Origin of the sequence: Niallia sp. FSL M8-0099, assembly GCF_038006945.1 — a bacterium.
GTDB lineage: Bacteria > Bacillota > Bacilli > Bacillales > Cytobacillaceae > Niallia > Niallia circulans.
Genome location: NZ_JBBOWF010000001.1, coordinates 1,801,168 through 1,826,946 on the forward strand (window position 1 = coordinate 1,801,168; position 25,779 = coordinate 1,826,946).

General features: G+C 34.2%; 26 protein-coding genes and 1 pseudogene. 20 read left to right on the forward strand and 7 right to left on the reverse strand.

The genetic code is table 11. The features are described from left to right. The first annotated feature begins 32 nt into the window (after window positions 1–32). The 3 genes from NSQ92_RS08565 (at window position 33) to NSQ92_RS08575 (ending at window position 1,793) form a co-directional block, all read left to right on the forward strand. Complete coding sequence (locus NSQ92_RS08565) at window positions 33–434, forward strand: DUF2512 family protein (protein WP_144581363.1); 402 nt, start codon at window positions 33–35, stop codon at window positions 432–434. 364 nt (window positions 435–798) lie between these two features. Continuing rightward, window positions 799–1,251 (forward strand): MarR family winged helix-turn-helix transcriptional regulator, encoded by a 453-nt coding sequence (locus NSQ92_RS08570; protein WP_095257388.1) that lies wholly within the window; start codon window positions 799–801, stop codon window positions 1,249–1,251. Between the two features lie 23 nt (window positions 1,252–1,274). Further along, a complete protein-coding gene (locus NSQ92_RS08575; protein WP_095257387.1) occupies window positions 1,275–1,793 on the forward strand; it encodes a GNAT family N-acetyltransferase in 519 nt (172 codons plus the stop codon). 71 nt (window positions 1,794–1,864) lie between these two features. Here the strand turns inward: NSQ92_RS08575 and NSQ92_RS08580 are convergent, their stop codons facing one another. After that, window positions 1,865–2,995, reverse strand: coding sequence for an IscS subfamily cysteine desulfurase (locus NSQ92_RS08580; protein ID WP_144581364.1), 1,131 nt, complete (start codon window positions 2,993–2,995; stop codon window positions 1,865–1,867). Window positions 2,996–3,132: 137 nt separating this feature from the next. Between NSQ92_RS08580 and nadB the strand changes: the two genes are divergently transcribed. The 7 genes from nadB to NSQ92_RS08615 all read left to right on the forward strand — a co-directional run bounded on the left by nadB (window position 3,133) and on the right by NSQ92_RS08615 (window position 10,956). Continuing rightward, on the forward strand, window positions 3,133–4,740 hold the full coding sequence (gene nadB / locus NSQ92_RS08585) for an L-aspartate oxidase (RefSeq protein ID WP_095257385.1): 1,608 nt from the start codon (window positions 3,133–3,135) through the stop codon (window positions 4,738–4,740). Then, complete coding sequence (nadC, locus tag NSQ92_RS08590) at window positions 4,682–5,518, forward strand: carboxylating nicotinate-nucleotide diphosphorylase (protein ID WP_095257384.1); 837 nt, start codon at window positions 4,682–4,684, stop codon at window positions 5,516–5,518. The genes nadB and nadC overlap by 59 nt, the downstream gene beginning before the upstream one ends. A 21-nt stretch (window positions 5,519–5,539) precedes the next feature. Next, complete coding sequence (gene nadA, locus NSQ92_RS08595) at window positions 5,540–6,643, forward strand: quinolinate synthase NadA (protein ID WP_336045337.1); 1,104 nt, start codon at window positions 5,540–5,542, stop codon at window positions 6,641–6,643. Window positions 6,644–6,816: 173 nt separating this feature from the next. Beyond that, entirely contained in the window at window positions 6,817–8,277 is a 1,461-nt protein-coding gene (locus NSQ92_RS08600; protein WP_341152574.1) for an RNA polymerase sigma factor, read from the forward strand. Window positions 8,278–9,073: 796 nt separating this feature from the next. Further along, the gene (gene miaA, locus NSQ92_RS08605) at window positions 9,074–10,036 is read left to right on the forward strand and encodes a tRNA (adenosine(37)-N6)-dimethylallyltransferase MiaA (protein ID WP_285850552.1); all 963 of its coding nucleotides are present in this window, start codon (window positions 9,074–9,076) and stop codon (window positions 10,034–10,036) included. 27 nt (window positions 10,037–10,063) lie between these two features. Beyond that, window positions 10,064–10,303: an RNA chaperone Hfq gene (hfq, locus tag NSQ92_RS08610; protein ID WP_031538267.1), complete on the forward strand. Its 240-nt coding sequence runs from the start codon at window positions 10,064–10,066 to the stop codon at window positions 10,301–10,303. A gap of 182 nt (window positions 10,304–10,485) precedes the next feature. Beyond that, window positions 10,486–10,956, forward strand: coding sequence for a DMP19 family protein (locus NSQ92_RS08615; protein WP_167555750.1), 471 nt, complete (start codon window positions 10,486–10,488; stop codon window positions 10,954–10,956). Between the two features lie 72 nt (window positions 10,957–11,028). Here NSQ92_RS08615 and NSQ92_RS08620 read toward each other — a convergent pair whose 3' ends face one another. After that, on the reverse strand, window positions 11,029–11,355 hold the full coding sequence (locus tag NSQ92_RS08620; protein WP_047944747.1) for a hypothetical protein: 327 nt from the start codon (window positions 11,353–11,355) through the stop codon (window positions 11,029–11,031). A gap of 273 nt (window positions 11,356–11,628) precedes the next feature. On the opposite strand from NSQ92_RS08620, the gene spoVK reads away from it, so the two are divergent. The 5 genes from spoVK (at window position 11,629) to glnA (ending at window position 17,205) form a co-directional block, all read left to right on the forward strand. Beyond that, the gene (spoVK, locus tag NSQ92_RS08625) at window positions 11,629–12,582 is read left to right on the forward strand and encodes a stage V sporulation protein K (protein ID WP_047944749.1); all 954 of its coding nucleotides are present in this window, start codon (window positions 11,629–11,631) and stop codon (window positions 12,580–12,582) included. A 157-nt stretch (window positions 12,583–12,739) separates the two neighbouring features. Continuing rightward, window positions 12,740–14,035: a GTPase HflX gene (gene hflX / locus NSQ92_RS08630; protein ID WP_047944751.1), complete on the forward strand. Its 1,296-nt coding sequence runs from the start codon at window positions 12,740–12,742 to the stop codon at window positions 14,033–14,035. Then, on the forward strand, window positions 14,036–15,304 hold the full coding sequence (locus tag NSQ92_RS08635; protein WP_341152575.1) for a methionine gamma-lyase family protein: 1,269 nt from the start codon (window positions 14,036–14,038) through the stop codon (window positions 15,302–15,304). 110 nt (window positions 15,305–15,414) lie between these two features. Further along, a complete protein-coding gene (locus NSQ92_RS08640) occupies window positions 15,415–15,834 on the forward strand; it encodes a MerR family transcriptional regulator (RefSeq protein ID WP_016204997.1) in 420 nt (139 codons plus the stop codon). 33 nt (window positions 15,835–15,867) lie between these two features. Then, the gene (glnA, locus tag NSQ92_RS08645; protein WP_047944753.1) at window positions 15,868–17,205 is read left to right on the forward strand and encodes a type I glutamate--ammonia ligase; all 1,338 of its coding nucleotides are present in this window, start codon (window positions 15,868–15,870) and stop codon (window positions 17,203–17,205) included. A gap of 104 nt (window positions 17,206–17,309) precedes the next feature. Here the strand turns inward: glnA and NSQ92_RS08650 are convergent, their stop codons facing one another. After that, on the reverse strand, window positions 17,310–17,534 hold the full coding sequence (locus tag NSQ92_RS08650; RefSeq protein WP_341152576.1) for a tyrosine-type recombinase/integrase: 225 nt from the start codon (window positions 17,532–17,534) through the stop codon (window positions 17,310–17,312). Between the two features lie 531 nt (window positions 17,535–18,065). On the opposite strand from NSQ92_RS08650, the gene NSQ92_RS08655 reads away from it, so the two are divergent. Then, window positions 18,066–19,037 (forward strand): coiled-coil domain-containing protein, encoded by a 972-nt coding sequence (locus NSQ92_RS08655; protein WP_061798987.1) that lies wholly within the window; start codon window positions 18,066–18,068, stop codon window positions 19,035–19,037. A gap of 434 nt (window positions 19,038–19,471) precedes the next feature. Here NSQ92_RS08655 and NSQ92_RS08660 read toward each other — a convergent pair whose 3' ends face one another. Beyond that, window positions 19,472–20,014, reverse strand: a complete 543-nt coding sequence (locus NSQ92_RS08660) for a ferritin family protein (protein WP_142300775.1) — start codon at window positions 20,012–20,014, stop codon at window positions 19,472–19,474. A gap of 1,227 nt (window positions 20,015–21,241) precedes the next feature. Between NSQ92_RS08660 and NSQ92_RS08665 the strand changes: the two genes are divergently transcribed. Next, the gene (locus tag NSQ92_RS08665; RefSeq protein ID WP_161798419.1) at window positions 21,242–21,397 is read left to right on the forward strand and encodes a hypothetical protein; all 156 of its coding nucleotides are present in this window, start codon (window positions 21,242–21,244) and stop codon (window positions 21,395–21,397) included. A 471-nt stretch (window positions 21,398–21,868) separates the two neighbouring features. Next, window positions 21,869–22,480, forward strand: a complete 612-nt coding sequence (locus tag NSQ92_RS08670) for a phosphatase PAP2 family protein (protein ID WP_144581693.1) — start codon at window positions 21,869–21,871, stop codon at window positions 22,478–22,480. Between the two features lie 154 nt (window positions 22,481–22,634). Here NSQ92_RS08670 and NSQ92_RS08675 read toward each other — a convergent pair whose 3' ends face one another. Both NSQ92_RS08675 and sda read right to left on the reverse strand, forming a co-directional pair. Then, window positions 22,635–23,165 carry a GNAT family N-acetyltransferase gene (locus NSQ92_RS08675; protein WP_341152577.1) on the reverse strand — a complete coding sequence of 177 codons (531 nt, stop codon included), beginning with the start codon at window positions 23,163–23,165 and terminating at the stop codon, window positions 22,635–22,637. A gap of 572 nt (window positions 23,166–23,737) precedes the next feature. Next, a pseudogene (sda, locus tag NSQ92_RS26820) lies at window positions 23,738–23,839 on the reverse strand (sporulation histidine kinase inhibitor Sda); the annotation flags it as partial. A gap of 302 nt (window positions 23,840–24,141) precedes the next feature. Here sda and NSQ92_RS08680 point away from each other — a divergent pair. Next, window positions 24,142–24,279, forward strand: a complete 138-nt coding sequence (locus tag NSQ92_RS08680; protein WP_156485423.1) for a hypothetical protein — start codon at window positions 24,142–24,144, stop codon at window positions 24,277–24,279. A gap of 89 nt (window positions 24,280–24,368) precedes the next feature. Here NSQ92_RS08680 and NSQ92_RS08685 read toward each other — a convergent pair whose 3' ends face one another. Then, on the reverse strand, window positions 24,369–24,959 hold the full coding sequence (locus NSQ92_RS08685) for a hypothetical protein (protein ID WP_341152578.1): 591 nt from the start codon (window positions 24,957–24,959) through the stop codon (window positions 24,369–24,371). 370 nt (window positions 24,960–25,329) lie between these two features. On the opposite strand from NSQ92_RS08685, the gene NSQ92_RS08690 reads away from it, so the two are divergent. Continuing rightward, complete coding sequence (locus tag NSQ92_RS08690; RefSeq protein WP_047944833.1) at window positions 25,330–25,557, forward strand: hypothetical protein; 228 nt, start codon at window positions 25,330–25,332, stop codon at window positions 25,555–25,557. Window positions 25,558–25,779: the final 222 nt, after the last annotated feature.

The window sequence follows — 25,779 nt, forward strand, 5'->3', positions numbered from 1 at the left end:
TTATTAGGTATAAAAATCACGGAGGGATGTAGATGAATCATTTGAAGGCGATTGTTATTAAGCTAATAATGATCCTCTTAGTATTAGGGATTATTCTTACTGGAATCTTTGATGGGGAATTTGGCAATACGCTTTGGATCAGCATTGTTCTGACGATTGCTGCTTACATTATTGGTGATTTGTTCATCTTTAGAAAAATCGGCGATGATGCAGCATTTGTAAAGCGTAACATAATAGCGACAGTTTCAGATGCAATATTGACGGTTCTTATCATTTATTTAATGGGTAAATCCATGTTTGCAGATGATAATAACCTGAGTGTTGCAGCAATTCTATCAGCTGTAGTAATAGGAATAGGAGAGTGGTTTTTTCATAAATATCTTAATAATAATGTATTTGAGGAGAAACCTAATCATCCAGAATCTACTTTTTAACTATTAATGAATAAAGGAAAGTTTTCAACAAAAATATATTTGAAAGCAGAATTGATATTGCATGTATTCCTTGAGAGTGTTTAATTTATGGACTAGGCCCGCTGCAAGCAATATTCCACCATTCAAGGAGAATGATAACTATGCTAATTTATCATTCTATTTCTAAAATACAAAAATTTGTCTAAAGTCTAAAAATCAGTTGACTCTATAGAGCCAACTGATTTTTTGCATAAGCATCTTTATATAAAGTGCATAAAAAGTAATTAATTCTTAATTATTTTATTGCAAATACAGCAAAAAAGGATTAAAATAAACTTAATTATTTTTATTGTAAATACAACAAAAAGGATTGAGGGTTGGAAAGGTGAAAGAAATTCTTCGAGAGATTGGAATGATTGGAAGAGCGCTAGATTCAATTAGTAATATCGAATTTAAAGAATATAATCTTACAAGGGGGCAATATTTATACCTTGTAAGAATTTTTGAAAATCCCGGTATCATTCAAGAGAAGTTAGCTGAAATGATTAAAGTAGATCGAACAACGGCTGCAAGAGCAATTAAAAAATTGGAGATTAATGGATTCATTACAAAAGAAGATGATCCACATAACAAGAAAATAAAAAGACTATTTCCAACAGAAAAAGGAGAAAAAGTGTATCCATATATCAAAAGCGAAAATGATTATTCAAATGAAATAGCATTAGCTGGATTGTCTAAAGAGGAGGTGGATATCTTGTTCACCCTCCTTCTAAGAGTAAGAAAAAATATAGAAAAAGACTGGGAATATGTAAAAAAAGGCAATAAGCGCAATTATTAAGACGGAAGGAGAGCAGGTATTCTATGGAGACTTATATTGAAAAATGTACAATCGCTGATATACATAAACTGCAAGATATTAGCTTGGAAACTTTTGATGAGACTTTCAGGAATCAAAATTCACCAGAAAATATGAAAGATTATTTGGAAAAAGCTTTTAACTTAGAGCAACTGAAAAAGGAATTGTCCAATCTCTCTTCACAATTCTATTTTGTCTATTTAAATAAAGAACTAGCTGGATATTTAAAGATAAATAGGATGGACGCACAATCTGAACAAATGGGAGAAGACTCACTAGAAATAGAAAGAATCTATATAAAAGGGAAATTTCAAAAACATGGTCTTGGACAAGTTCTAATGAATAAAGCTATTGATATTGCTAAGAAGGAATCCAAAAAAAAAATCTGGCTTGGTGTATGGGAAAAAAATAAAAAAGCCATTAGATTCTATCAAAAGTTTGGTTTTGTTCAGACTGGTGCTCACTCTTTTTATATGGGGAATGAAGAACAATCTGACTATATCATGACAAAGATTCTTTCTTAATTCTGAAGAAATAATTTCGTTAAGCAATGGAAAGCCTAACATATCAGGGGGTATGGCTTTCCATTAAAAGGTTACTTAGGAAGTGAACTCTTTATTGCAAGTTGTTTAATCGTATTGGCCAAATCCCTTACATCATCTTCCTTGGTGTCTTTGCCCATCGATATCCGAACAAACTCTTTTGCCTCTTGAACTGCTAATCCAAATGCCTCCATTGTTTTGGAAGGGGCTTGTTTTCCGACCTGGCACGCACTCCCAGTTGAAATGGCAAATCCACGACGATTGCATTCAAGCATTAGCCATTGACCTTCTATCCCTTTAGCTCGTAATCCGATAATTCCTGGATATTGATCCGTGCATTCAAAAATAGTAACGGATTCTTTCGGAATCATCTTCGTAAATAATTTTCGGAACTTAGAAAGCTTCGTTTCGTTTTTCGAAATTGTAGAACATGCCTTTTGGGCAGCGACAGTCATACTTGCAATCCCAGCTGTGTTAACTGTGCCAGAGCGAAAGCCATTTTCGTGGCTGCCATTTAATACTATTGGAATCCAAGGAACATTCGGATTAATATAGGCAATACCGACGCCTTTTGGTCCATAAAATTTATGGCTTGAGAGGGATAATGCATCGACATAAGGGGTTACTTCTTTAACCTCTATTTTTCCAAAACTTTGCACCATATCACTATGAAAAAGGATGTGGTATCTTTTACAAATCGTGCTGATTTCTTTTATAGGCTGGATTGCACCAATCTCAGAATTTACATGTTGGATAGAAACAAGCACGGTATCAGGACGAATTGTTTCTTCTAGTAACCGAGTATCGATTAAGCCAGTTTTTGATAATGGCAAATATGTAATTTCATAGCCTTTGTCAGCTAAGACATGCATCGCACTATGTATAGAAGCATGCTCTGCTGTTGATGTAATTAGGTGTTTTCCTTCCTTTTTTGTTCCCATTAGTAAGCTGTGCAAAATAAGAAAATTACTTTCTGTACCGCCGCTTGTGAAGTATATGCCATTTTTATCTACGTTTATTAATCTTCCCCATTCATCACGGCAATTCTCTACGATTCTACTAGCTGTATCTCCCATATCATGAAGACTATTCGAATTCCCAAAGTATTTACAAGCAACCTCGACATAAGTAGAAGCAGCATCGGGATCTAAAGAAGTAGTTGCTGCATAGTCAAAATATTTCATCAAAAATTCCTCCAAAAAGATCAGTAGTTTACAGGATTCAGATTCAAAGCTAAAAGTCTTTCCAAAAAACCCTTGCCATAATTTTAAATCTATGTAAATATAGGTGTCAAGACACTTGTAAAATAGGATGGTGAAAAATGGCCATAGATGTATTGATTATCGGTAGTGGAATCGCTAGCTTGCAGCTAGCTAAAAAGCTTTCAACTGACTTCAATGTGATTATTCTCACAAAATCTAATATCGAAATCAGCAATTCTTATTTAGCTCAAGGTGGAATTGCTGCAAGCATGGGAGATTCAGATGATTATAGAAAGCACGCACTTGATACTTTAGAAGCTGGACGCTTTCACAATAATCCTGAAGTAGTAGCGGAAATTACAAATGCAGCACCCTTCTTAATAAATGATTTACGGCAGGGTGGATGCGCATTTGATGAGGATATGGCAGGAAATCTTGCATTAGGAATGGAGGGTGCTCATTCGGAAAACAGAATAGTTCACAGTGGCGGCGATACTACGGGAAAACAACTGATGCAGTATTTAGTGAAAACGAAGACTAATAATATTAAAATCATTGAAAATGTTTTTGTCTATGAATTAATGGTAAATACTAATACTAAACAATGCTTTGGCGCAAAAGGGATTTTAGCAGATGGCACGCGAACAGAATTTTATAGCGCTCATACTGTTATTGCAACAGGAGGCTGTGGAAATCTTTACACCTATGCGAGTAGTGCTTCCACCATTATGGGAGATGGAATTGCGCTTGCTTATTTAGCTGGGGCAAATATTAGCGATATGGAGTTTATACAATTTCATCCTACCCTGCTTTATGTCAACGGAAAAACGATTGGACTGATTTCAGAAGCTGTCAGAGGAGATGGAGCAAGATTAGTTACAGCTTCTGGTGAGTACGTGATGGAACATGTCCATCCATATAAAGACTTAGCGCCACGGCATATCGTCTCCCAAACAATTTATCAGTATTTATCAAGTGGGGAACCAGTTTATTTAGATATTTCAATGATTGCAAATTTCCAAGAAAGATTTCCTACGATTGCAAATATGTGTCGAGAAGCGGGCATTGATTTGCAGAAAGGGTTGCTTCCGGTTGCGCCAGGGAGTCATTTTTTAATGGGAGGAATTGATACAGACCTGCATGGAAGAACAAATATCAATAATCTTTATGCAATTGGTGAGGCAGCTTGTACAGGTTTTCATGGAGCGAACCGTTTAGCCAGCAATTCTCTCTTAGAGGGTTTATATATGGGGAAAAGCCTTGCGACACTCCTTCAAAAAAAAACAAAAATAAAAGCGAAAATGTTTCAATGCAAAACCGAAGAAAAGAAGGCAAATTTCTTTCCGATTTTGCCAGAAAGAGGAGAGATTCAGAATCGAATGATGGAGTATGCAGGCATTGTCCGTAATGGAATCCACTTACAGATGCATCTTGAATGGCTTGAAGGTTTCGGAATAACCAATCTGGAACAGATCTCTTTAGAAAATAAGTCAGTCGAGGAGATAGAAAAGTACTTTATGCTTTTAACTGCTTTTCTAATTACAAAATCTGCGTTGGAAAGAAAAGAAAGCAGAGGGGGCCACTTTCGTTCTGATTATCCTATGGAAAAGAATGAATGGATGAAGAAAAAGGTCTGTATGAATCGAGAACAAACAAAGGAGAATCAAAATGAACCAATTAAAATTGCAGAAACTACTGGAAGCATTTTTTATAGAAGATATCGGTGAACGTGATGTGACAACAGATGCGATTTTTCCACAAGAGCAGCAAGGAGAAATCGTATTTTTAGCGAAAGATAATGGAGTTTTTTGCGGGGAAGAGATTATTCAGGCAGGATTCCAGGTTTTAAATCCTGCCACAGAAGTCAGAATGCTTATCCATGATGGCGACCGAATGGAAGCAGGTCAAAAATTGGCGACAGTAAAAGGAAAGATTCGTGATTTATTAAAAGGAGAGCGAGTTACTTTAAATCTTGTCCAAAGAATGAGTGGTATCGCCACAAAAACACGTGAAGCAGTAGAAACATTAAATAGTGGCTATACAAAAATAAGTGATACAAGAAAAACGACCCCAGGATTAAGAATGTTAGAAAAATATGCAGTAACAGTTGGCGGAGGACATAATCATCGCTTTGGATTGTATGATGCGGTGTTGATTAAAGATAATCATATTGCCTTTGCCGGTTCGATCGCTAATGCTGTAAAAGCGGTTAAACAGTCAATTGGCCATATGGTGAAGGTAGAAGTTGAAACGGAAACAAAGGAACAAATGTTTGAAGCTTTAGCTGCTGGCGCTGATGTGATTATGTTTGACAATCGAAAGCCTGAAGAAATCGTGGAGTGGATTACTCATGTACCAGAAACTGTCACAACAGAAGCATCTGGAGGAATTACGTTAGAAAATCTTGCTTCCTATCGAGAGTGTGGAGTGGATTATATTTCATTAGGATTTTTAACCCATTCGGTGAAAGCGTTAGATATTAGTGTGAAAGTAAGCTTTGATTAAAGATAAAAAGGGGAGAGGAAAATGAATCTTTTAGAGGGGCTGCAAGCATCGAATACAATACCAAAGAAATACTTAGCCATGACAAACGCGGAATTAGAAGAGAGAGCTGTTTGTGTAAAGAATCGATTAGGCAAAAAACTATTTATTCCAGGTCATCATTATCAAAAGGATGAAGTCATTCAATTTTCCGATGCTACAGGGGATAGCTTAAAGCTAGCGCAAGTTGCGGCTGAAAATACTGAAGCAGAGTTTATTGTCTTTTGTGGGGTTCATTTCATGGCAGAAACAGCTGATATCCTTACTACAGTGAAGCAGAAAGTCTACTTGCCAGATATGCGGGCGGGCTGCTCGATGGCGGATATGGCCGATATTTATCAGACTAATCGAGCATGGACCAAGCTGCAGGAATTATTCGGAGACACGATCATACCACTAACCTATGTAAATTCAACAGCAGCCATTAAAGCCTTTGTCGGAGAAAATGGGGGAGCAACCGTAACCTCTTCTAATGCTGAAAAAATGGTATCCTGGGCCTTTACAAAAAAGGAAAAATTACTATTTTTACCAGATCAGCATCTTGGAAGAAATACTGCCTATAATTTAGGGGTTCCTTTAGAACAGATGGCCATTTGGGATCCGGCCAAAAATGAACTTGTTTATGAAGGCGTGATAGAAGATATTAAAGTAATACTCTGGAAAGGTCATTGTTCTGTGCATGAAAATTTTACCGTAAACAATGTCAAGCAAGTTAGAAAACAATATCCTTACATGAAAATTATTGTCCATCCAGAGTGCAGCAGAGAAGTTGTCGCGGCAGCTGACTTAGCTGGTTCAACCAATTATATTATTGATGTAATCGAAAATGCAGAACCTGGAAGTGCTTTTGCTATTGGTACGGAAATGAACTTAGTTAATCGGATTATGAAAGAGCACCCGGATAAAGAAATTATTTCCCTTAATCCATATATGTGTGCTTGTTTAACAATGAATCGGATTGATTTGCCTCATTTCGTATGGTGCTTAGAATCAATTGAAGACAATTTTGAAAGGAATCGAATTATTGTCGAAGAGCCTACAGCGTCTAACGCAAAAATAGCATTGGATAGAATGTTGGAATTATCCTAAGTTTTACGCAAAAAACTGCTTTGTAAAATAAAGGCAGTTTTTTGGTGCTTAAGTTTAGATGCCTTTACATATCTCAATAACAAATCCAAGTAAGTTGAATTTTCAAACAGTTGTTAATGACAAGCATTCTATCTTCCTTTAAAATATAGGTAATATATGGAGAATGACGAAAGGTGGAACATACCCTGAATAGACGCCATAGACAATGGAAGAAATATATACAAGCCTATATAAATGAATGGTATCTTCTAGCATTTTTATTAACTGGAAATAGAGCACTAGCAGAACAATTGTTAAATAGAGCGGTAGATCAAGTGAAGGGTAAGTGGTCCTTTCACCATTTTGAGCGTTTATGGGCAAAACCAATAATCAAGGAATATATTAAATACAATCGCACTAATCAATTTTATGAGAAATTCTTAGATTTTAGTACTCTCTTAAATCGATTAGGTTTGCTTGAGGTAAATGCCCGAGTTGCTTTTTTACTAAAGTATTACTACGGTTTTTCTTATAAAAAAATAGCGCGAAATCTACATATCTCTGAGAGAAAAGTGAAAGTAATTATTTATGATGCCATACTTGTATGGACAAATAATGGCAAGTTAATACCGATTGAACAAGTGGAAGCAGTTATAAAAGAAGATATAAAACTCGTGAATAAAAACTTACTGGATTCTTTCCGTTTTGAAGAGAAAAACCAATACATAGAATCAAGCATTAATGGTAAGCGAAAGACACTATTCCTAATCCTTATGATATTTATTTTACTTGCTAATGGATCCATTAATCAAAAAACGTTAGGAAAGACGAGAGTCAGTCTCGGACCGGATATTTATAAAATTTATAAGGAGGGAGGAGTGTTACAGCTAGGAAGGGAGATTCAACAAAAAGGCTATACCGATATTTATACCAATCCAGAAAGGGAAACTAATATTTTATATGTCCAATTTAGCACAGCAGAGAGTTTAGAAAAGAAAGAAGAGGTAACAATGTTCATCGAATCTTATTTAAAGGATAGGGACCTAGATTACGAAATAAAGTATGAAGAGATGAACCAATTGAATGAAGTAGAACTAGAACAAACAGATGAACAAAAGGCAGAGAATAAACAGATGGAAATGGAACAAGAAATATTCGAATTACTTGCATCAAATACCTATTATTATAAACAAACCTATTCATCTGGCGAATCAACGGAAATCCTTTTATCTGAATCTATTCCAAAAGAAGAAGAAGCAATGATAAAGGAAGAAATCAAAAATATTATGAAAAAATTTGATAGTGAATGGAATTTCTCAATTGGAAAGGTTAGTGCAGACGTTGTAAAAATCGAAAAAGCAATGTGGGATATTGCTCCAGCTCTTTTGGAAGCCTATATATTTAAGGAGGAAAAATATAAAGTATATGATGTGTATCCAACATATGAAGATGAGCAATTGAAATTCGATATATTTACAGAATTAGCCTTCACAACAGATGAAGATCGAGCGAAAAACATCGAAACTGCCAAAGAGTTAAAAAGATCTATACAAATCTTTTTCCAACATGAAGACATTCAGAAACTCTTTAACCATGCTCCCTATATTATAAAAATCTATGGAGATAATAGAAAAGAAGTAGAATTAGATGCTTGACACAAAATAGTTAGGGAGGGGATCTTATTGAATAAATTGAGAAACTTTAAGCAATTAATTTTGTAGAATTGGAAGTTTATGTTGGTGTATTGGACGAAGCATGTAAGAATGAAAAAACAAGATATCCTACATCGTTCAATTGGGGAGGAGGAAGAAGCTTATTAAGTATTTACAGAAGCCAAATAAAAGGATAAAACTTTTTCCAGAGAATTTTTCTGAAAATGGGAATTAACAGAATCTGATTATATCTTTTCCCAACACCATTGAACTTGTAACAGAACAGACTGATATAAAGAGAGTATAGTCAATCTTAAAAAAGTATAATTATAGAGTTCCTTTGACAGTTTCCAATTATCATAAAGAAAGAGTCGAACGTAATAAAAGATGGTTAAATATAACTCCTTGTTTGGAGGAAGGATTCTTATGAGGAGTAAATTTTCATATAGAAAGATGTAGTATCGATTCCTCAGAGAAAGAAAATAGCTATTGAAATATATACATTTTTTGTAGTGGAGGATAAAGAATTAAGAAAGATGCTGCTCAAGAGATTATACGTTCCATCAATCAATTTTTTCATAGCGAAGAAATAAACCAAATGATACATAACAATCCATATAATATAACTGTTTATTTAGAAGAGAAGAAAAAAATAAAGATTGATTGATAAAATTCTGTATATTTCATAAAGGATTGGTAATAATGCTTACAGGTTAAACTGCACGGAGGAATGTGATAAAATAATAATAATAGCTTATATATGATATGGCTAAATGTTGGCAAAAGGCAGTTGAATCATTTGACAATTAAGGAAAAAGTTGTGGTGCTAATTGGACCTACTGCTGTAGGAAAGACCAATCTTAGCGTTAAACTGGCGAAAAAATACGACGGAGAAATCATTAGCGGAGATTCCATGCAAATATATAAGGGGATGGATATTGCGACAGCAAAAATTTCTCCCGAAGAAATGCAGGGGGTTCCGCACCATTTAATTGATATTGTAGAACCAGACGAGAGTTTTTCCGTCGCCCAATTTCAGGAGCTTGTGCGCAAAAAAATAACAGAGATTACAGCAAGAGGAAAGTTGCCGTTTATTGTTGGCGGAACTGGGTTGTATATTCAAGCGGTTTTATATGATTATCAGTTTCAGGAAACAGCTTCAGATCCAGCTTTTCGGATGAAACTGGAAGAAATGGCACAGAGAGAAGGAAGCTTAAGGATTCATGACAGATTGAAGGAAATAGATCCTGAGGCTGCAGCTGCTATCCACCACCATAATGTACGACGTGTAATTAGAGCACTCGAGGTCTTTCATGTTACTGGCAGAAAAATGTCTGAAATCCAAAAAGAGCAGAAGCAAGAGGCGCTCTATGATGCTGCATTAATTGGTCTGACAATGGATAGAGAAATTCTTTATGAGCGAATTAACAAAAGAGTCGATCAAATGCTTGATAATGGATTGTTAGAGGAAGTGGAGCATTTTTATCATCAGGGCATAAGAGACTGTCAGTCCATTCAGGCAATCGGCTATAAGGAAATCTATAAGTATTACGATGGACTTCTAAGCTTAAATGAATCGATTGAAGAGTTAAAACAAAATTCAAGAAGATATGCCAAAAGGCAATTAACTTGGTTTCGCAATAAAATGAATGTACAATGGTATGATATGACAGATACCGTCAAAACAAATGACATTACAAAAAAAATACAGGAAATTTCGTCTTATTTAGAAGGAATGCTAGAGATTAAATCGAATACATAATAGTAGAGAGAAAAGAGGAGGATTTTCATGAAGCAATCAGTTAATATTCAAGATCAATTTTTAAATCAATTACGTAAGGATGGCACAAACGTAACGGTATTCTTATTAAACGGATTCCAAATACGTGGATTTATAAAAGGTTTCGATAATTTCACTGTATTATTTGAATCAGAAGGTAAGCAGCAGTTAGTTTATAAGCATGCGATTTCTACGTTTGCCCCACAAAAAAATGTACAGATTGATTTAGAAGGCACACAAGTTCAGTAAAAAAGATATTATAGAACAATTCAAATTCCTATTGTTTCATTCAAGTCAAAGATAGGAATACATAGGCATTTACAAGGAAATGAATATGGAATAGCTTAATGAGAAACAGACTAGATCAAATATAGGTTTAGTCTGTTTTTTATTGATGTATCTATAATATATGACTAAAGGGAGAGATATCATTGTTACAGAAAATAAAAAAAACTGAATTAATGAATAATCATGATATTTGGAATGTAATGGTGTCTATAATGGCAGAATATAATTTTCCAGCAGAAAATGAAACGGCCAATAAGGTATATATGGTTTACAATTATTATTCGGAAATGGAAAGCGGAGGACATGAAGGATTATTCCATTGGTTTTCTTGGTATATAGAAGAGGTCGGTGGACACCAATACTTTGCAGAACTGATAAGAATATTGAAAGACATAAACGCTGATGCTTATGCGTTAATCGAAGAAAAGTATGGAGAGAAATTATGGAATCTTTTTCAAGCATTAGAAAATGGAGAAATACCTGAAGAAGCATTCTATTCGTTAAATACAAAGGCTGATGAGGAATATAATCAGCTTTCTGGTAAACTAGAAGATTTATTAGAGAATTATTTTGTGGATATATACCGTGAATTAATCGAGGTTATGGAAGATTAAAGATAGGCTGAATCCATTGTAAAAGTCACCATCAGTGGAAAGGAAGGAAGCGCCCGCTGATGGAGATTTTGCTTATATATGAAAAAGAATATATTGGTTGTCTTTTAACCTAGTAATAGTGCTGTTTGTATCTCTTTCAAATTCCTTCAAACGATCCTCCATGCTCTTACCACTATTGTCTCTATAAATATCTTCTCGAACATAATGAGGAAAGATAGCTCTATCAGTTAACCCCCAAGCCCTGAAGTTACTCCATTTCATTCTATATAATTCTGGTGAGAAATGATGCACCTCTTGATACAAGGTCCTAAAATAACTGCTCTGATTTTGTACGGATAAGAATTCAGCTTTAATTGTATCGGTAAAAAAACCGTTTGAAGTTAAAAATATGCTAGCCATTTAATCTCCTTTATCATTTAACATAATATTTGAAATATTTCTTTATTTTAGCATAATAACCTTCTCCATATATGGACTCACCAGAAGTCTCCTCGAAAGGACTTAAAAAATAATCTAAAATAGTTTAATGAATAGCAAAGGTTCTGAATATACATTAACAATGGGGAATAGTAGCAAACAGTATGAATCGATGTAAATGCTTATAAATAGTCATAAATAATGCTTTTGATGGGCAAGTGTTTGAGCGTTTTGTTTTAAGAGGAGGTGTGGCTTTTGGAGCATCCAATCCGGATGAAGAATAATGGACAGATCAGCGTAGTAATCAATTCACAGAAAAAGAAGGTTCTTCCAAAGGAAAAGCCAGAAGCTGAGTCAATCCCCAGAAATGTTCCGAGTGAACATGAAGCACTTAGGGAAATTGAAGCGGAATTAGGAAGCCTTGTTGGCATGGATGAAATGAAAAAAATGATAAAAGAGATATACGCATGGATTTATGTAAATAAAAAAAGAGAAGAAAGTGGCCTGAAAACAGGCAAACAAGCATTGCATATGATGTTTAAAGGTAATCCAGGGACTGGAAAAACAACGGTTGCGAGGTTGATTGGCAAGCTTTTTCAAAAAATGAATGTCTTATCAAAAGGGCATTTAATTGAAGCCGAGCGTGCTGATTTAGTTGGTGAATATATCGGACATACAGCACAAAAAACAAGGGATCTCGTAAAAAAAGCGATGGGCGGTATTTTATTTATTGATGAAGCCTATTCTTTAGGTCGAGGTGGAGAGAAGGATTTCGGAAAAGAAGCAATTGATACATTAGTCAAGCATATGGAGGATAAACAGCATGACTTTATATTAATATTAGCAGGCTATTCTAGAGAGATGGATTTTTTTCTCTCGTTAAATCCTGGCCTTCACTCCAGGTTCCCGCTAGTCATTGACTTTCCCGATTATACGACAGATCAATTAATGGAAATTGCTGATCGAATGTTAAAAGAAAGGGAATATGCCTTAAGTCATGAGGCAGAAAAAAAACTAAAAGAACATCTTTCATATGTACGAAACGTCCAGCATCCAAAAAGCTTTTCGAATGGCCGCTATATTCGTAATATCATCGAAAAATCGATAAGAGCGCAAGCGATGAGGCTGCTATTAGAAAGCAATTATGATAAATACGAACTTATGACACTAAGAAGTAATGATTTAATGTTAAGCTCCCATGAAAAATAAGGATAGCCGGTTATTCTACAAAGTAGAAATTCTCGTAGAATAGCCTTTTTTCTGTGTTTTTTCAAAAAGGCATTTTTACTAAGACATCTTTTGGGTAACCTTATAAGGAGCAAATAGAAGAAACGCAGTTTGTTTGCTATAATAGATAAAGTTCGACATGGAAAGAAGGTTTACATACTTGAAAGAAACTAAAATAGAAAAAGAAAAAGTAATCCTGGTCGGCTGCGAGACACAAAATGACGCTGCCAGATTTGCATATTCGATGGAAGAACTTGCGAATTTAACGAAAACAGCAAACGGAGTAGTTGTCGCAACGCTGACGCAAATGCGAGAACGAATTCATCCTTCTACATATATTGGCAAAGGAAAAGTAGAAGAGCTAGAAATGCTTGCAGAGGAGTTAGAAGCAGACTTAATCATTTTTAATGATGAGTTATCGCCAAGTCAGGTGCGCAATGTATCTAAAAATTTGGACGCTAGAATTATTGATCGCACACAACTTATTTTAGATATTTTCGCATCCCGAGCAAGATCGAAAGAAGGAAAGCTTCAAGTAGAGCTTGCTCAATTACAATACTTATTACCGCGTTTGGGCGGACAAGGTCTGCAATTATCAAGACTAGGAGCGGGGATTGGGACAAGAGGTCCAGGTGAAACAAAGCTTGAGTCAGATAGAAGGCACATTAGACGAAGAATTGACGATATTAAAACGCAATTAAGTGTGATTGTCGAGCATCGCGATCGCTATCGGGAGAGAAGAAAGAAAAACCGAGCATTCCAAATTGCTTTAGTTGGATATACAAATGCCGGGAAATCGACACTATTTAATCGCCTTTCGGAAGCAGATTCATTTGAAGAAGATATTTTGTTTGCAACTTTAGATCCAATGACACGCAAAATTATACTGCCAAGCGGATTTTCAGCACTGATTACGGATACAGTAGGATTTATTCAAGATTTGCCAACAACATTAGTTGCTGCTTTCCGTTCTACTTTAGAAGAGGTACGAGAAGCAGATTTATTGCTTCACGTTGTGGATAGCTCTAATGAGGAATATTATCAGCATGAGGAAACCGTACATAAATTACTTGAAGATTTGGAAATACCCGCAATTCCGCATTTAACGGTCTATAATAAAAAAGATTTAGTGCATCCAAAATTTGTCCCTACATCCAAAACAGAAAGTATTTTAATCAGTGCTTTTAATAAAGAAGATCGGGAACAGCTGAAGCAGACAATTGAACAAATGATGATGGAAAACATGGAATATTATGAAACAACGGTTGAAAGTAATAATGGGAAATTATTGTCGCAGCTAAAAAATGAAACAGTCCTGCGCAGCTTAATTTTTGATGAAGAAACGCAAAACTATTTGTGTAAAGGGTATGCGTTTAAAGAACATGCTATTTTAAACTATAAAAAGTCGATAGAAAAAGAGGAATGGGAGAAATAAATGTATATGCAGTTAACATATGGAACACAGCTAGAATCATTAGTAATGGAAGTGGAACAACAAATAAAGGAAGTACATCAATCAATCGATAAAAGAATTGATTCCAATCAATTTCGTGTCTTAGCAAGCTTTCAAAATCACAAGGTAAGTGAATCACATTTTATTCCGTCCACTGGGTATGGATATGATGATATTGGCCGTGATACATTGGAAAGTATTTATGCAGAAGTATTTGGCGGGGAAGCTGGTTTAGTGAGACCGCAAATTATTTCAGGAACACATGCTATCAGTACAGCGCTATTTGGAATCCTTCGACCAGGCGATGAGCTTCTATATATTACAGGGAAACCGTATGACACATTAGAAGAAATTGTTGGGTTAAGAGGGGAAGGGACAGGGTCACTGCGTGAGTTTAATATCGACTACAACAGTGTTGATTTACTTCCAGATGGACAGCCATATTATGAAAAAATCGCTGCGTCTATTCATGCAAATACGAAAATGATTGGTATACAGCGTTCAAAGGGCTATGCAACGAGACCTTCCTTTGCCATTGAAGAAATTGAAAAGATGATTGCTTTTGTTAAAGAAATAAAAAGTGATGTGGTTGTATTTGTTGATAATTGCTACGGGGAATTTGTGGAAGATATGGAGCCGTGCCATGTCGGCGCTGATTTAATGGCAGGTTCTTTAATCAAAAACCCTGGTGGGGGAATTGCTAAAACAGGTGGTTACATTGTCGGAAAAGAGGAATTCGTTAAAGCTTGTTCTTATCGCATGACATCTCCAGGTATTGGTGCAGAGGCAGGAGCTTCTCTTTACAGTTTACAAGAAATGTATCAAGGTTTCTTTCTTGCCCCACATGTTGTTGGGCAAAGCTTAAAAGGAGCAATTTTCACAGCAGCTATGCTGGAGAAATTGGGGATGAATTCTTCGCCCAGCTGGAATGCCAAAAGAACAGACCTTATTCAATCTGTTCAATTTGATGATAAAGACAAAATGATTGCTTTTTGCCAAGCGATTCAATATGCTTCGCCGATAAACTCCCACGTAACGGCATATCCTAATTACATGCCAGGATATGAAGATGATGTCATCATGGCAGCTGGGACTTTTATTCAAGGTGCAAGTATTGAATTAACGGCAGATGGACCTATCCGGCCTCCATATGTTGCTTACGTTCAAGGGGGATTAACATACTCGCATGTTAAAATTGCTATATGTATTGCCATTAATCGATTATTAGAACAAAAACTGATTACTATTTGAGTATAACAATCCGTTACATCGGTTGGGAAGAAATTGTAACATTAGTTGACATCTTTTTTCCCCAATCATATAATGAAGGGGATTAAATCATTTTAAAGGAGCCGAATGCCATGTCTGGTAGTCAAATTCGTCGATCGATGCCTCTTTTTCCAATAAGTATTGTCATGCAATTAACAGAGCTATCCGCTCGACAAATTCGTTACTATGAAGAACACGAATTAGTGGCTCCAGCAAGATCGGATGGCAATAGAAGACTTTTTTCATTATCGGATATTGATAAGTTATTGGAGATTAAAGATCTAATTGATCAAGGAGTAAACCTTGCTGGAATTAAACAAATATTCTCTGTTCAAGAAAAACAAGTGCTGACAGATGAAGTAAAGAAAGAAGCAGAAAAAGCACGCAGAGAATTATCGGATGAGGATTTGCGTAAATTATTGCGCAAAGAATTATTAAATGCAGGTCGCTTTAATGATACTCATCGTCCCTCTATGAGACAAGGAGACATGTCTCGTTATTTTCAAAAATAGATAAGAAGAAAAGTAGGGAGTGGAGGAATAGTCGTGGCTAAAAATTACACTAAAGAAGATATCAAAAGGTTTGCAAGTGAAAGTAATGTGAAATTTATCCGTTTACAGTTCACGGATATCCTAGGAACAATCAAAAACGTGGAAATTCCAATTAGTCAGTTAGATAAGGCTTTGGATAATAAAATGATGTTTGATGGTTCTTCTATCGAAGGTTTTGTACGTATAGAAGAATCCGATATGTACCTGTATCCTGATCTAAACACTTGGGTTGTATTCCCATGGACTGCAGAAAAAGGAAAAGTGGCACGTTTGATTTGTGATATTTATAATCCAGATGGAACACCATTTGAAGGAGATCCTCGTAATAATCTTAGAAGAGTCTTGAAAGAGATGGAAGAGCTGGGATTCACTGATTTCAATCTTGGGCCTGAGCCGGAATTTTTCTTATTCAAATTGGATGAAAAAGGCGCACCTTCTTTAGAACTTAATGATAATGGTGGTTACTTCGATTTAGCACCAACAGACTTAGGCGAAAACTGTCGTCGTGATATCGTGTTAGAATTGGAAGAGATGGGCTTTGAAATTGAAGCATCTCACCATGAAGTAGCACCAGGACAGCATGAAATTGACTTTAAATACGCGGATGCAATTACAGCTTGTGATCAAATTCAAACATTTAAATTAGTTGTTAAAACCATTGCTCGTAAGCATGGTCTTCATGCGACATTTATGCCAAAACCATTATTTGGTGTGAATGGTTCAGGTATGCACTGCAACCTTTCTCTATTCAAAAATGGCGAAAATGTTTTCTATGATCCAAAAGGTGAATTAGAATTAAGCGAAACAGCATTGCAATTTATCGCTGGTATTGGTAAACATGCTACTAGCTTTACCGCCATTACTAACCCGACTGTAAACTCATATAAGCGTCTAGTGCCTGGTTACGAAGCACCTTGCTATGTTGCATGGTCTGCTAGAAACCGTTCTCCACTAATGCGTATTCCAGCTTCACGTGGCTTAAGCACTCGTGTAGAAGTACGTAGTGTAGATCCAGCTGCTAACCCATACTTAGCAATGGCAGCTTTATTAAAAGCAGGTTTAGACGGAATCGAAAACCAAATGACTCCTCCTGCTCCAGTAGATCGAAATATCTACATTATGAGCAAAGAAGAAAGAATTGCGGAAGGCATTGTTGATTTACCATCAACATTAGCGCAAGCATTAGATGAGCTAAAGCAAAATGAAACAATGATTGACGCTCTAGGAGAGCATATCTTTGATCACTTTGTAGAAGCAAAAGAGATTGAATGGGATATGTTCCGTGTCCAAGTGCACCCATGGGAGCGCGACCAGTATATGGAAATGTATTAATTGGGAAAAACCTTTATTCATAAGGGATTTAGCTAGATTATTTCATGGGTGGAAATGGTTAGTTATTGGGAAGAATAACTAGCGCCCATAAAACGCCCATGAAATTAAATTTTTCCGAGGACATTATTCATATGATTTTCAAACTTGGATAAAGAATTTTCTTCAATCTTTTTAGATATATGTGAATAGGTATCAACAGTGACTTGGTAGTTTTTATGACCAAGTCTTTTTTGTACATATTCAATAGTTGCCCCAGCTTCTAATAATAAAACTGCATGAGTATCCCTAAGGGCATGAATCGGTATTTGAGGTAACTCGGCTCTTCTCAATATGCTTTCAAGATAATATCACCAAGCTGCATTGTGATGGAAAATGAATCATTACCCAAAAAATAGCGTAGCGTAAATTCATAATTTTTCTGATACTTATAAATTATGTAAAGATGTTTTGCTTTAGGTGAAAAATAATTAGTTTCTATCACGAAGTCCTTTGAGACAAAGAAGTCTGCATTCAATTGCTCTCGAATATTTTTTATAAAAACCTCACTAAATTGTAAATATGACATAAGTATTCTTAACCATCCTTTTATGTAAGATAGTGATAAATACGAAAGATGAAAAAATGTTTCAATAAAATTAAAAAAATACAAACAATTATTTTCTATTAAGTTTAAATTGTTTGCATTTATACATATTAAATTTATATCATTAAGTAAATATTCAAAGAGAAGCGTTCCTCATTAGGGGGTTTTTTTAGCTTGCTAGGATATGTATTTTTATAGAAAAATATGGTTGATTTTATAGAATGGATATAATATAATACTTTAGTCATAGGTATATATACATAAAGGGGGAGAATTAGTGAAAAACAGAAAAGTATTAATGTTTCTAATGGCATTTGTACTCACATTGGGTACATTTGTTACATTTAGTAGCACTGTAGATGCAGCTTCAAAGTCATCATTAGAAAAGCAAGTTAAAGATTTAAAAGCGGAAAATAGCAAGTTGAAAAAACAAGTCTCTTCAAAAGACAAAGAAATAAAGGATTTAAAATCAAAAGTTTCCAGCAGGGATAAAGAAATAAAAAAACAAAAGGGTAATGTAGCTTCTAAGGATAAAGAAATAAAAAGGTTAAAATCAACTATATCAAGTAAAGATAAAGAAATAAAAAGCCAAAAAGATAAGGTAGCATCTCGTGATAAAGAAATTAAAAGCCTAAAGGCTAAAGTAATTCAACCTCTTGACGCTAAGTTAAGTTATCTTGGTAATACCAAAAGCGGTAATACAACAATATCAAGTAAATCGGTTCCTGTCTTAGTTAACTACAATGGTGTACCTTACGCTCCTGTTCAACTATTAGGTTCAATGTATAATGTTGGTACTTCTTATAATAGTAAAGTGAAAACTTGGTACTTAGGTGAAGGTACAAATGGAGTTTATATGTCTGATGTTTTTGAGGAACCATATCATCAAACTGGTAGCTCATATACCAATGAAGATTGGGCTTTAAAAACAGGAGGGAATAAATATTCCAAAGGTTATGCATTCTATGTTGCAAACGATAACGAGAGCAACGTATATGACTTTAACCTTCAAGGGAAGTACTCATCTATCTCTGGTATGCTAGGTTTACAAGATGGTGGTCAAATTCCTGGCCATATTGCATTTTATGGTGATGGTAAATTAATCAAAGAGTATAACTTTAATGCGGGTGACTTACCAATTAATATGTCTATATCCGTTAAAGGTGTTAAAAAGCTTGAAATTAAAACAGATAGTAAGGCAGTTTGGTATGACAATTATTTTGTTTTGGCTAATATGAAACTAAAATAAAAATATAAAAGCGTTCCTAATTGAACTGTCCCCATTTTATAGACAGTTTAAAAAAGTGCTAAGCAGCAATTAGATGGTCCCGGTATTGTACCGGGGTCATTTTATTTAATCCCCACGGATAACGATAATGGTTATTTTCCACGATTACTCTATCTACTTCACTTTTAACATCTTTTATATTATCTATTATGAGATAAAAAGGAAAGCGTAAAACTTCTGTATTTATATGAACTTTTGCCCACTATTATGAGATAGTATATGTTCCGTGTCCAAGTGCACCCATGGGAGCGCGACCAGTATATGGAAATGTATTAATGATAAAAGCCTTGGTATTTTTATACCAAGGCTTTTTTAGATGGAATAGACGAAATTTTATTAAGACGGAAAATTAAAAGGATAGTTTGCCAATCCAATAAAAAAGCTAGGTGATTATCCTAGCTTACGCGTTTATTTAAAAAATAAAGAAACCAAACTGCATGATTTTGTTCATCATGGGCTGCTCTGATAAATGCTTCTTTAATTTTTAGATTATCAGTTTTGGAGGCAGTCTCTAAGTAAAAATCAACGGTCTCTTGTTCATCTTTAAATGCAAAGTCTATTCCAGCGTTAAACTGATTTGGGCAATTTTCAATCATTTTAGGTTGATGGTTCTTCCCCGTCAATTGTGTATATAAATTCGAAAAAGTTCTGAAGTGTCGCATTTCATCATTTCTAATTTCCGTAATTCTTTCCTTGATTTCTTTAGATGGTGCTAGGTTAATCAGATGCTGATAACAAGAAATGGCAGAATACTCACCATCAATTGCCTTCTCAATGAATGAATAAATATTATTTCTAGAATGAGCATGAAAAGGCGAAGTAAAACCTGGTACACCTGGAACGTAAGATCCTAGAAATTGTGGATAAGGATAAGTAGTTGAATGATAAGGGGGATATTTCAAATTGATAACTCCGTGGGAATAGTGAACATGACACATATTATTCTGGCAATGCAAAGGCTGATTCCAAGGACCAGCTTGAAAAAATGTAGTGCCGTGATATATTGGACCGTCAAGCCCTGTAATAACTTCAGAAGACATAGTTTACCTCCTTTTACTTTTAGATATCTTATGTTAATTTGTTCCAGAAAATGTTTGTCTAAAATGAAAATGGGTTTTGTCAGACAGAAGCAGAACAAAAAGAGGCTATTTATGAGATTAATAAGCATCAATGTATTAATTTATTAGAAAATAAAGAATTAGATAAGCAAGCAACCTTTCGTTAGGGCTTTTGTTTGTTAGTTTACTACCTTAACTTGTCTTACTGTCCATTTATAAGTATTATTAGTAAGGTCGGAGAAAGCTAGAATTTGTTTAGGAACACATCCTTCTTTGTGGAAAAAGAAGAAGTGAAATAGATTCAGTTAGGAAATTCAGTATCCTCTTATCCATATAATACTTCTTTATTTTTCCTATATCTAATAATCTGAATGATGATGCTGACTTGTAAAGGAAGTAGCAGCAAATACTACAAGCCAAGATTCACTTTCAGCAAAAACATTAATATTAGAAAAAAGGCAAGGGAAACAGTACATTTGAAAAATGTTAGCAAGGAAAAGGAAGTGTAAGAGCATGAAAAAACAATCAAGTTAAATGGATAGCTTATTTTACCCTATATATAAGACATTCAAGTTGTGTTAAGAAAATGGATTTCGTTTTAGGATCAATTATTTCTATGAGCCCATTTTCATCAAAATCTGAAAAGCAAAAGTGAATTCTACCATTGTATATTACCTTTTGGCGGAACGTTATTATTTTATTCAACAAATCATCCTTTGTTTTTTATTTCAAAAAAAATAAATTCATGTCCTTAATTAAATAATTGATATATGAAATTTAGTTTTAATGATAGCTTTACCCTAACATAAAAAAAGATTAGAGTATACAAAGACAGCTACTTTCCCAGTATTACATAAGATAACCGAATGAGGTAGCAAAGAAAAATAAAAATGTGAAATGCATATATAATTGTTTTATACAAGAAATCGTATCAATTCCCCACTATCTTTTTAATCGTAACATACTGCAGCTTCCCCATTAATTGCGAGCACCTTTTGGAATCAACCTTAAAAAATAGGTAAGAAGATTTATGTCGAAAAATGACGAAATATATAGATTGTCCATTAATTTCTTTTCTTTAATAATGAAAGGGAGGGAGGTGCAAAGATGGAGTTAAAAACTACTGGAAGAAATAAGTACGATATGATTATGGAGTTAATAGCCTTACATGTGAAACAGGCAGATTTTTTTGGAGATGATGTAAGGCCAGAAGAAATTGAAGAATTATTTAAAAAATATTCAGAAATAGTAAATAGGATTTAAAGTATAAAAAGCATCCAGGGGATGCTTTTTACATGCAAAGAAACTCCAAAGAGGATTTTATACCACTTTCAAGATTTTTGCAGTTCCTCCATGTGGATTGAGGACAATTTCAGTCATCAATAAAAATATGTAGCTTTTCTGTTGTCTTCTCATGAGACAAATCACCTTGGTGTCTATATGCTTATATTCGATCCTTTATGACTTGGTATTTTTATAATCAAGTCTTTTTTATTATATGTAATACTTGCTGTGTTTCATTCAAAGGAGGAAAAAGATCAATCTGCAGCTGGAAAATAATGTCCTTTGTTTACTCTCTTTTGAATAATTCAGTATAAATCTAACATAATTGTCACACTTAAATTACAGTACTGTTCGTTTATAAAGCACAATGTTATCTAATTTGAAGGAGAAAATTTATATATTACCTTAAATTAAAGTCATAGTATATCAAAAGAGAGGATTATGGTAGATATGATTTTTTTAGAGGTTAATATTCATTTATTTAGGTACATTAATGATTTAGGAAAGCAATACACTTTTTTGAATATACCGATGATATTCATTGCCGAGTATATGGTGTATTGCTTAGCTATTGTAACTTTGATGCTTTGGTTCAATAGCAAGAAGAAAAATAGGATGATGGTATTTTGCGCCATGGTTAGTTTCATATTTGCAGAAATTGGAGGGAAAATAGCTGGAATACTACATTCAAATTATCAACCTTTTGAAGAGTTATTACATGTAAATAAATTGATTGAAAAGGCTGTGGATAATTCTTTTCCAAGCGATCATACAATTTTATTTTTTTCCATTTGTCTATCCTTTTATTTATTTAAAAGAGGGCTTTGGTTGATATGGGTTATGCTTGCTTTTATTGTCGGGGTATCGCGTATATGGGTAGGTGTTCATTATCCAATGGATGTTTTGGTAGGGGCAATCATTGCGGCAATGTCATCCGTTTTAGTATATGTGACTTTACCAAAATTAAAGTTGACTAATCAATTTTTAGCCTATTATGAGGATGTGGAACAATGGCTTACTAGGAAATTTTCTTCAAAAAATAAAAGTTCAAGGGATATATAACGGTTGTTACAGTAATAATATGGGAAGAAAATAAAGTAAGCCTCTTTTTAGGGGCCATTGCTTATTGGCTAAAAGAAGTTTGAAAGCAGAAGAAACATAAATGATCCTTCAAAAGCTGAGCATGATATATCACTCTGCTTTTGAAGGAATTTGATTAATCTGTAGCTAAAAGTGAATACAACCTAAGATCAATAAAACGATTCTTAGCCTTTTCCGCTTTTCTTAAAGTTCCTTCGTAAGTGAAAGATAATTTTTCTATAAGTTTGATTGAATTAATATTATCAGGTTCAATTTTAGCTTCTATTCTATTTAGGTGTAAATCAGTAAAAGCAGATTGAATTAAACATGAAATTGCTTCTTTGGCATATCCTTGTCCCCAATAGAGTTTGCTTAATTCGTATCCTATTTCCGCTTTCTCATTCTCAAAATCAATAGAATTAAAGCCGCAAGAGCCGATAATTTGGTTTGATTCCAGCTCAATGATGGCGTAGCGAATTGCTTTATCTTCCTTTGATAGCTCATCTAAGAAAAAAATCATTTCTTTAGCTTGACTTTCCTCTGTGTAACTGTCGATATTCATAAATTTTGTCACTTCAGGATCCGACCAAATCGGAAATAAACTAGTTGAATCTGAGGCTCTCATTTTTCTTAATAATAGTCTTGTAGTGTGTAATTCTGTAATCAATATTTTTCCCTCCATTTTATAAAGTTTAGTTTGGGGTTATATATTGATATCTGTGCATAATTCAGTCCCTTCATATGAATCTTTTTTTATTATAACAAGTCTGTTATGAGAAAGAAATAAAAGTATAAAAACTATATTTCTTGAAAAAAGTACATTGGTATTTGGAAAAGGATAAGACGTTAATGAGGGTGGAGGCTGATAGGGTTAACAGCTGAATAAGTTATCATTTGATGAATGGTAATACTGCAATGAAAGAGAAAAAAGAGCTTGGACAAAAGCGGAAGAGGGCTACGGTTCCAAAGTATTTTCATGGTAGCGTTGTGTATTCAGCCAGCGGATGATTTCAACCCACTTTCTCTTTTGTATGGTTGAAATCCTTGTGCCAGTCTCAAGGGAGAGCCCCTTATTTGCCGTTATATCCCTCCTTTTTATTATTATCACATTATTCTGTTATTTTATCCGATATTTGCTTCATTTTATTAAATACACAAATCTTTACAAATTAAGATTGGAGAGAAAGGAAGATAATAAAAAATGATACTTCTTATTAAAGTAAGTACCATTCATCTTTTTTAATGTATAGAGAGGTCTCTTTTTGTGATTTCATTTTTTAATATTTTTACAAATTCATTTGATAATTTAAGTTTTACAGCAGAATAGTATGCAGTAAATAAGTTATCCTTACTTCATTTTCTTAACGGTTCCATCCTTGCAATCTCCTTTAATTGGTAATTTTTGTATATTCATCCGAATTAGAGCAATATAAACTAATTATAAGGGAAATCAAGAAACTACATTTAAGTAAAGGCGGTTCTGCTGATTTCTTTATAAAGTTGTCTTTTTTATGGTTTACTTTATAGAAAAATTATTAATAGCACAATCATTTGTCTCACCTTTTCATATTATATAGGGAAAGGACAAGCAATTAAAATAATTGATTGCTTGGAGGTATTTTTTTAATAAAGGGGTGAAATTTATGCCATTTACAATTTTCGGTGTTGATTTAACTGTTACTATTTTAAATATTCCTTTTAATGCAGAATATAGTATCACTATTGGTAAACACCACAAAGAAAAACATCACCATCATCATCATGATGCTGTAAAAGCATAATAGTTTAAGGAGACTATTAATATGGTCTGTGTATAGTCTCTTTGTCTACCAAGAAGAGTACAAAGGGAAGTAATCACAAGAGCAGCGGATTAGTCCGCTGCTTCATTTGGTACTAAATTTAAAAAACGGGCAAATGCAAGGAGCGTATATTGTCGTTTACTATACATATCATCTATTAGTTTGCAGAAGTTTTTATAAGCGAATTCTTCTTTTGCTTTTTTCTGTTTTTCTCCAAGACTTTGCAATGATTTACGAAGCTTTTCCGCTTCTATACGGTATGCCTTTTCCTTCTGTTCATATTCCTCGATTTTTGCTTTGATATTTTCTGGGATATAGCCTTCTGGAATAAGGAGTGAAACCAGTGCTTTTATTTTTGGTATTTCCAGTTGATTGGCTAAATAGGTACGGTGATTCCCGTCTGAAGCAACAGTATATTTCCCATTCGGAAGCCTATATAAATGTAAATCGGCAGGACATTCATCATGCCAGCCCTTTTGTTCCAGTGAATTTCGAAGATCTTTAATTTTATCGCTGTTCTTTACTTGGTTAACGGGTGTAGAAAGTCCGATAATGTCATTTGGAGATACAGATATGACACCATAATCAACCGTAACATAAGGTTTATAAGGTTTCACTACTTGATCAAAGAGCATCCATCGTTTTCTAAATAATTTAATCAATGGAAACACCTCCTAATTAAAGCTATTTTAACTAGAGGTAGTCTCATGACAATAAAATCATAATAATTATTTCCGGCTCTAGACAAACCTCTAAATATTAGAAATAGGCGTTTATTATTCCATTATAAAAGGGAGTAAGTTTCAAAAATTTCTTTAGTACAATGGTATAATAAATTAGATAGATAATAAGTAAATAAGAGGAAATTAGAAATTATATAATTAGTTTTGTAAACGGTATCAGAGGGAAGAGAAACGGCTATTCTTTTCTTTGTTAGAAAACCTTGTTCTCATGAAAACAAGTAATAAATCGTATTATCTATCATATAGTACGAGTGTAATCATGGAAAAAGAGGAGGTGCTTTTTACATATATGAGTGGATTAGTGTTTTTTCAATTAGCTGCTGCATTATTAGCAGCAGTAATATTTTCATTTTTACCTATCTTAATCTTTTTAATAGTTGTCCTATTTTCAAAACTGAAAGGGGTTACTTTGTCTGGGAAGTTTGCAAATAGCTATTTGTTAATCAGCACACTTTTTTGCTTAATTATTTTGTTCTCATTTAGTATTCCGACAGTCTTACATTATATTGGAAAATAAGCTATATTTTATGGAATAAGCGTTCGATGTAAATTAACTTCTTAAGAAAGAAGGGTAAATTCTTTGGGAGTTTATTAATAAATATTAAGCGCCTTCATTTTGAAAAATATAAAAAACATACAACATGATTTTGCTTTATCTTATTCTTTGTTATGTGGAAAGTTGGTTGTCTTCATTAAAATGAGTTTCTAACAGTAAAGATAATACAATGTTCGCTGGAAG